Source organism: Pseudomonas sp. MB-090624, assembly GCF_003205245.1.
GTDB classification, from domain to species: domain Bacteria; phylum Pseudomonadota; class Gammaproteobacteria; order Pseudomonadales; family Pseudomonadaceae; genus Aquipseudomonas; species Aquipseudomonas juntendi.
In genome coordinates this window covers 151,627-157,626 of record NZ_QJRK01000005.1, presented here as the reverse complement: position 1 = coordinate 157,626, position 6,000 = coordinate 151,627, and the positions used below count along the sequence as shown (strand labels likewise).

Annotated in this window: 6 protein-coding genes and 3 pseudogenes; 6 read left to right on the top strand and 3 right to left on the bottom strand. The window is 62.8% G+C overall.

What is annotated here, in order from left to right; genetic code table 11:
- The coding region (locus DMX12_RS29760) for a hypothetical protein (protein WP_235575318.1) at positions 1-131 on the top strand (131 nt) is incomplete at its 5' end.
- A gap of 135 nt (positions 132-266) precedes the next feature.
- On the opposite strand, the pseudogene DMX12_RS04460 reads toward DMX12_RS29760, so the two are convergent.
- A pseudogene (locus DMX12_RS04460) lies at positions 267-587 on the bottom strand (LysR substrate-binding domain-containing protein); the annotation flags it as partial.
- Between the two features lie 135 nt (positions 588-722).
- On the opposite strand from DMX12_RS04460, the gene DMX12_RS04455 reads away from it, so the two are divergent.
- Positions 723-1,340 carry a dTMP kinase gene (locus DMX12_RS04455; RefSeq protein WP_054911594.1) on the top strand — a complete coding sequence of 206 codons (618 nt, stop codon included), beginning with the start codon at positions 723-725 and terminating at the stop codon, positions 1,338-1,340.
- Between the two features lie 81 nt (positions 1,341-1,421).
- On the opposite strand, the gene DMX12_RS04450 is transcribed toward DMX12_RS04455, so the two are convergent.
- Positions 1,422-1,853 carry a DUF4440 domain-containing protein gene (locus DMX12_RS04450; protein WP_110676492.1) on the bottom strand — a complete coding sequence of 144 codons (432 nt, stop codon included), beginning with the start codon at positions 1,851-1,853 and terminating at the stop codon, positions 1,422-1,424.
- 146 nt (positions 1,854-1,999) lie between these two features.
- Between DMX12_RS04450 and DMX12_RS04445 the strand changes: the two genes are divergently transcribed.
- From DMX12_RS04445 to DMX12_RS04435, 3 genes are all read left to right on the top strand, one after another.
- Positions 2,000-3,346: a dihydroorotase gene (locus tag DMX12_RS04445; protein ID WP_110676490.1), complete on the top strand. Its 1,347-nt coding sequence runs from the start codon at positions 2,000-2,002 to the stop codon at positions 3,344-3,346.
- A gap of 30 nt (positions 3,347-3,376) precedes the next feature.
- Positions 3,377-3,781: an RNA polymerase-binding protein DksA gene (gene dksA / locus DMX12_RS04440; RefSeq protein ID WP_009684822.1), complete on the top strand. Its 405-nt coding sequence runs from the start codon at positions 3,377-3,379 to the stop codon at positions 3,779-3,781.
- A 144-nt stretch (positions 3,782-3,925) separates the two neighbouring features.
- A complete protein-coding gene (locus DMX12_RS04435; RefSeq protein ID WP_110676488.1) occupies positions 3,926-4,936 on the top strand; it encodes an AraC family transcriptional regulator in 1,011 nt (336 codons plus the stop codon).
- Here the strand turns inward: DMX12_RS04435 and DMX12_RS04430 are convergent.
- Positions 4,937-5,323: pseudogene (locus DMX12_RS04430) on the bottom strand (Lrp/AsnC family transcriptional regulator); the annotation flags it as partial. It abuts the gene before it with no gap.
- On the opposite strand from DMX12_RS04430, the pseudogene DMX12_RS04425 reads away from it, so the two are divergent.
- Positions 5,315-5,752 (top strand): annotated as a pseudogene (locus DMX12_RS04425) (zinc-binding dehydrogenase); the annotation flags it as partial. The pseudogenes DMX12_RS04430 and DMX12_RS04425 sit on opposite strands and share 9 nt — an antisense overlap.
- Positions 5,753-6,000: the final 248 nt, after the last annotated feature.

Below are 6,000 nucleotides of genomic sequence, written 5' to 3'. Positions count from 1 at the left end.
ACGGCCTGCTGCCGCTGCTGGAGCACTGCATCAAGACCCCAGGCGTGCACGTGATCGACTGCCCGGTCGACTACAGCGAAAACGACCGCATCCTCAACAGCGAGCTGCGTGAGCGCGCGCTGGCGGTCTGAGCCTGGGCAGCCCACCTTGGTGGGCGCGTCCTGGCGCCGTGAAAGGGCCAGCGCAATGCGGCCCTGAGTCTCCAGCTGACGCTTTGGGGCTGCCTGCAGGGTGGCCCCAATCATTTCACCGGCAGGTAGCTGCGCTCAGCCCTCAGCCCGAGGGCCCCGCCAGGCGGCGGCAGACAACCGTTCGACAAAGAAATCGGCCAATGCCTGCACCTTGCGTGGCCGACTCCGCGCCGAAGGGGTGACGAAATACAGGCCGCCCTGGGTCATGCGCCATGCCGGCAATACCCGTTCCAGGCGGCCATCGGCCAGGTAGTGCGCCGCAATGAACTCTGGCAGTTCGGCAAGCTCGACACCCGCCAGCAACGGCGCCACCAGTGCATCCGAGTTGGTGACCCGCAGCGGTCCTCGCGGTGTGACATCCTGTTGCGTGCCATGGGCGTGGGTAAAACGCCTGACGGGGGCGGCACCCGCGCGCTAGCGAACGGGCCGCCTGTCCCGGGTGGGGTACAAATGTACTCCTTGAGCGCAAGCGCTTGAAGCGGGGTGTGATCAATGCTCTCATCCCGCGCTTGCGCTTATGGGTTTTGAACGATGAACCGTCCGCTTTTTGTATCTCTCGATGGCCCTAAAGGCACCGGCAAGACCACCTTGCTGGAGGCCGTTACGCAAGCCCTCAGGCTGGGCGGGCACAAGGTGGTCCGCCTGTGCGAGAGAAACAACGATCCCTACCGCGGCGATACCATGGCCTTGGTCAACAGGCTTGCCCGCAACCCTTGCCAGGCGCTGGAGCATGAGGTTTGCCAACGCTTTGCCGACAGCCGTGCCTGGATTTCCCGAAACGTGCTGCCCCGGCAACCGGCCGGCAGCATCATCCTGATCGATCGCTGGTACCCGTCGGACGCAGCCTTCCGCCGCAGCGTGCCGTTTGCGCAGATCCTGCAGTTGAACCTTGAGCGCGGCGTGCAGGTGCCGGACCTGCACGTGGGCGTGGTCACCGCCGCCGAAACCTCCTGGGCCCGGGCGGCTGCGCGCACCCGCGGGCTGCGCAGTACCGTCATCCACACCCTGGATGAACAGGTAGCCTGCACCGAGGCGTTCGAACGTGCGGTTGCCGAACAGGGCTGGGTGCTGTGCCGCAATGAAGGCACGGTGGAGCAGGCCAGCTGCCAGATCGTGGCTGAAATACACGCAGTGCTGCGGCAAGTGTAAGGCCCACCGAGCCACCCTCGGCGGTATCCGCACCTCGTGCTCGCGGCGGATGCGAGCCTCGGCCGCCTGCTGGCCCCACCCTCAGGCCTCGATCGACGAGTGGTGCCCGGTGATCAGCCACTGGTCGTCGATCCGTTCAAAGGTGAACAGGAAGCGCGCGGGCACCACCCGCTGAACGCCTGCTTGGCGATAGACGAACGTATAGAGCCCACCGACCACCACGGTGCCGAGCTTGCGGCTTACCCGTTTCTTGAATACCTGGATGTCACACACCATCCCATCATTGGCCAGGAAGTTGTCGAAGTAGTTGCGACGGCTGTCGTCGCAGTCCCGTACCTGGTTCGACAGGGTCGGCACCAGGATCGCATCTGGTGCATAAAGCGCCAGCACCTGGTCGACGTCACGCGTGGCGACCGTCGCTGCCCAGCGATAGAGCGCAGCCTTGGCCCCCGCCAGGCAGGCCAGTTCAGTGTCGGCGTAGGGTTCGGCGGCAGAAGTGTGAGAAGCGCGCATGCGGATTACCTGTAATGCAAGAAGAGGGTGACGGGGAAATACCCACTGGTATACAGTGTTATAACATAACATTTTAGCAGTGAGAGATGGGTCATGCCGTTCCGGTTCGAGCAGCCAGCCAGTGTCAGCCACGGGGACGCGCGTTCATGAGCCGTATCCTGATCAGAAATGCCCGGCTGGTGAACGAGGGCAAGGTGTTCGAGGCCGATGTCTTCATTGCCCGCGGCCGAATCGACAAGATCGCCGCCAGCATCGAGGGCGTGAATGCCCCTGTGGAGATCGATGCCCAAGGCCGCTGGCTGGTGCCTGGCATGATCGACGACCAAGTGCACTTTCGCGAACCCGGCGCCACGCACAAAGGCTGCATGGCCAGTGAGTCACGTGCTGCCGTGGCCGGTGGTATCACCAGTTTCATGGACATGCCCAACACCAGGCCGGCCACCTTGACGCAGGCGGCCCTTGACGACAAGAAGGCCCGCGCTGCCAGCTCATCGGTTGCCAACTACGGTTTCCATTTTGGGGTGAGCAAGGACAACCTGGAGACCGTTGCCCGCCTGGATCCCCGGCAAATTGCCGGGGTGAAGGTATTCATGGGGGCCTCCACCGGCGACATGCTGGTTGATGACCCCAGGGTGCTCGAGCGGCTTTTTGCCTGTGTACCGACGGTGTTGCTGGCGCATTGCGAGCATACCCCTTCGATCATAGCCAACGAAGCCCGCTTCCGTGCGCAGTTCGGCGCAGGCATCACGCCAGCGATGCACCCGCTGATACGCGATGCAGACGCTTGCTGGCGCTCGTCCAGCCTGGCGGTCGAACTGGCAAACCGTTTCGCTACCCGTCTGCATGTGCTGCACCTGACTACTGCCAGGGAGTTGCGGCTGTTCGAGCCTGGCCCGTCGGCCCAAAAGCTGATCACCGCTGAGGTGTGCGTTCACCACCTGCTGTTCGATGACCGCGACTACGCAAGCCTGGGCAATCTCATCAAGTGCAACCCGGCGATCAAGACCACTGCCGACCGCGACGCGCTGCGCCAGGCCTTGCTGGAGGACCGCATCGATGTGATCGGCACCGATCATGCCCCCCATACGCTGGCAGAAAAACAACAGCCTTACGGCTTGGCACCTTCCGGGTTGCCGCTGGTGCAGCATGCACTGCCAGCCCTGTTCGAGCTGGTCGAGCAGGGGCTGCTGCCGATCACCCAGTTGGTGCGTAAAACCAGCCATGCGGTCGCCGACCTGTTCGCGATAGAGGCGCGTGGCTACCTGCGCGAAGGCTACTGGGCTGACCTGGCCCTGGTCGAACGCCTCGACGCACCCAGGCCGGTTGGCCTCGACCCGGTCCTTGCCCACTGCCAGTGGACACCTTTGCAGCACCACTGCCTGCGCCATCGGGTCACGACCACGATCGTGTCCGGCCAGTTGGCCTGGCATGAGCACCGCTTGAACGCGCACTGCCAAGGCTTACCGCTGGCGTTCAATGGCCAGCGGCGCTGAAACGCAACCCTCCACGCGAGAACGACTGCAATGACCGAAGACCAATTGCTCCGCATGCCTGAAGCGGCCTATATGGACGCTGCACAGCTGGCCTTTTTCCGTGATCTGCTGCTGGTACAGCGGACTGAGCTGCAAGCGCGAATTTCCCGTGAGTTCGAGTTGATGCAGCAGTTCGAACCCAGCAGCGACCCCTCTGACCTGGGCACCGTGGAAGAGCAACGGCACTGGCAACTGCGCTTGCTGGAGCGGGAGAAAAAGCTGCTGGACAAGATCGACGAGGCTTTGGAGCGCATTGCCCGGGGTGAGTACGGTTGGTGCAAGGACACTGGCGAACCCATTGGTCTCAGGCGCTTGCTGCTGCGCCCGACAGCCACGCTGTGTATCGAAGCGAAAGAGCGTCAGGAACGCCAGGAGCGGCATATTCGCGAGGATTGAACAGCCGTCAGCAAGGTAGCCAAAGGGGCGCGTCACCGCAGCGCTGTAGGCGGGTCTCGCGATGGCCGGCATTGACTCCCCCCGGCTGATTGCTTACAACGTGAGCACCCACAACAACAATAAGAGTGGCGCGCTGTGACAACCATGGCCTCTTGCAACGGCGTTGCCCATGCGGTTTCGTTGCTGCGTACCTATACACAAGCCGCGTTGAGCTTTACCGCAGACCAGGTCGAGGCTTGCGATGCGCGGCACGCGTCGGACGTGCTTGCAGCCAATTACAGCGCGAACCGGCTCGCCGTGGACAACCGCGATGGTGCGCTTGCCATGCAGCTGCAGCGCCGCGCTGTCGGTGAATTGCAGGTGGCCAGTTTGCGCTTTGGCGTGCCGGTCATGCTCGACCAGACGCCCACCTCGTTTTTGCTGGTCAGCACCCAACTACAAGGCAGCGCGACCATCCACACGCCAAAAGGGGTGTACTCCGGCGGGGGCGGGCTGGTGATGATCGATTCACTGGAAGACCGTATCAACAAGGCATTCAGTGCCGACAGCTGGCGTCTGCATGTGCAGTTCCCCCTGGCCCTGATCGAGGCGGCTTGCGTGGATTTCCACGGCTGCATGCCGGCCAGGCCACTGCGATTCGATGCGATGTTGCAAGCCGGCGGTACGGCGCAGATGCGCTGGATCGGCTTTCTCAACCTGTTGATGACGTACATGATCGGCCCAGAGCCTACGCCCGATGCTCGCACGCTGGAGTTTCTGCAGCAAAGTGCGCTGTTCACCCTCATGCATGCGCTGCACGCCGATCACGGCGCCGGGTTCGGCCCGCAACCCTTGATGCCCCGGCATGTGAAGCGTGCCGAGGGGTATATCCGTGAGCACCTGCGCGACGATATCAAGCTGACAGACATTGCCAGCGCAGCGGGGGTCAGCGTGCGCTCCTTGAGCGAAGGCTTTCAGCGCGCGCTTCAGCAGTCTCCCATGCAGTACGTCAAGGCGCTGCGCCTGGATGCTGCGCGCAATGAGTTGCTGTGCAGCGGCTCGGACCGGCTGGTGTCCGAGGTTGCCGAAGCCTGGGGGTTCAACCACCTTGGTCGTTTCAGCGAGCAGTACCGCCGGCGCTTCGGCGAGTTGCCGTCCAGTACCCCAAGGGCCTGATCAAAGGCTCAGGAGTTCGGCCACGGGGAACTGGTTGGTCGTTTTCATCTCGCGCAACGACAGGTTGGACCTGATACTCGCCACGCCGGGCAACTTGCGCAGCACCTTGTCGATGAAGCGGCTATAGCTGTCCAGGTCCCGGGCGACAACTTGAAGCAGGAAGTCGGCTTCGCCCGTGGTGTTGTGGCAGCTCAGCACCTGCGGAGCCGCCGCGATGATCTTTTCGAACTTCGCGGTCGCCTCTTCGCTGTGGTCGGTGCAGGAAATCTGCACGAACGCCATCACCCCCAAACCCAGCTTCTTGCGGTTGAGTATGGCCTGGTAGCCCTCTATCACGCCGCTCGCTTCCAGCCGCTTCTGTTTCCTCCAGCATGATGCCTCACTCAGGCGCGGGCACTGGGCGCCGTGGCCACCATCAATGCCAGTCAGGTAGCGGACGTGACGGAGGCGGTGATGGACATCACCCGGGGCGGCGCACATGTGTCGCTGGACGCATTGGGCCACCCGACCACGTGCTTCAACTCCATCAACAACCTGCGCCGTCGCGGCCGGCATGTACAAGTCGGGCTGATGCTGGCAGACCACGCCCAGCCTGCGATCCCCATGAGCAAGGTGATTGCCCATGAGCTGGAAATCTACGGCAGCCATGGCATGCAAGCGCATCGCTACGATGCCATGATGGAGATGATCGCTTCGGGCAAGCTGGCCCCTGAAAGGTTGGTGGGCAAGACCATCAACCTGGCGCAGTCCATCGACGCGTTGATGAACATGGACCGCTTCGATACAGCGGGTGTGACCGTGATTACCGAGTTCTGATGCACCAGCAACGGTGGGCTGGCACGGGTTACTGCCGGCGCTGGCCTGAATCGCGGGCAAAAGATAGCCCGCTGCTAGACGGGCCAATGGGAACTGCTATCACACGTAGGGATGGCTCAACGATCGCCCATCGCTTGTGAAAAATGAGTCAAAAAAAGGTGCCGAGCTTGTGATCCCGCTGGCTGGCGCATGTGGTCAGCCACGATCGCTGAGGTGCACGCTGCTGTTGCCTGCACACAAATCCGCCC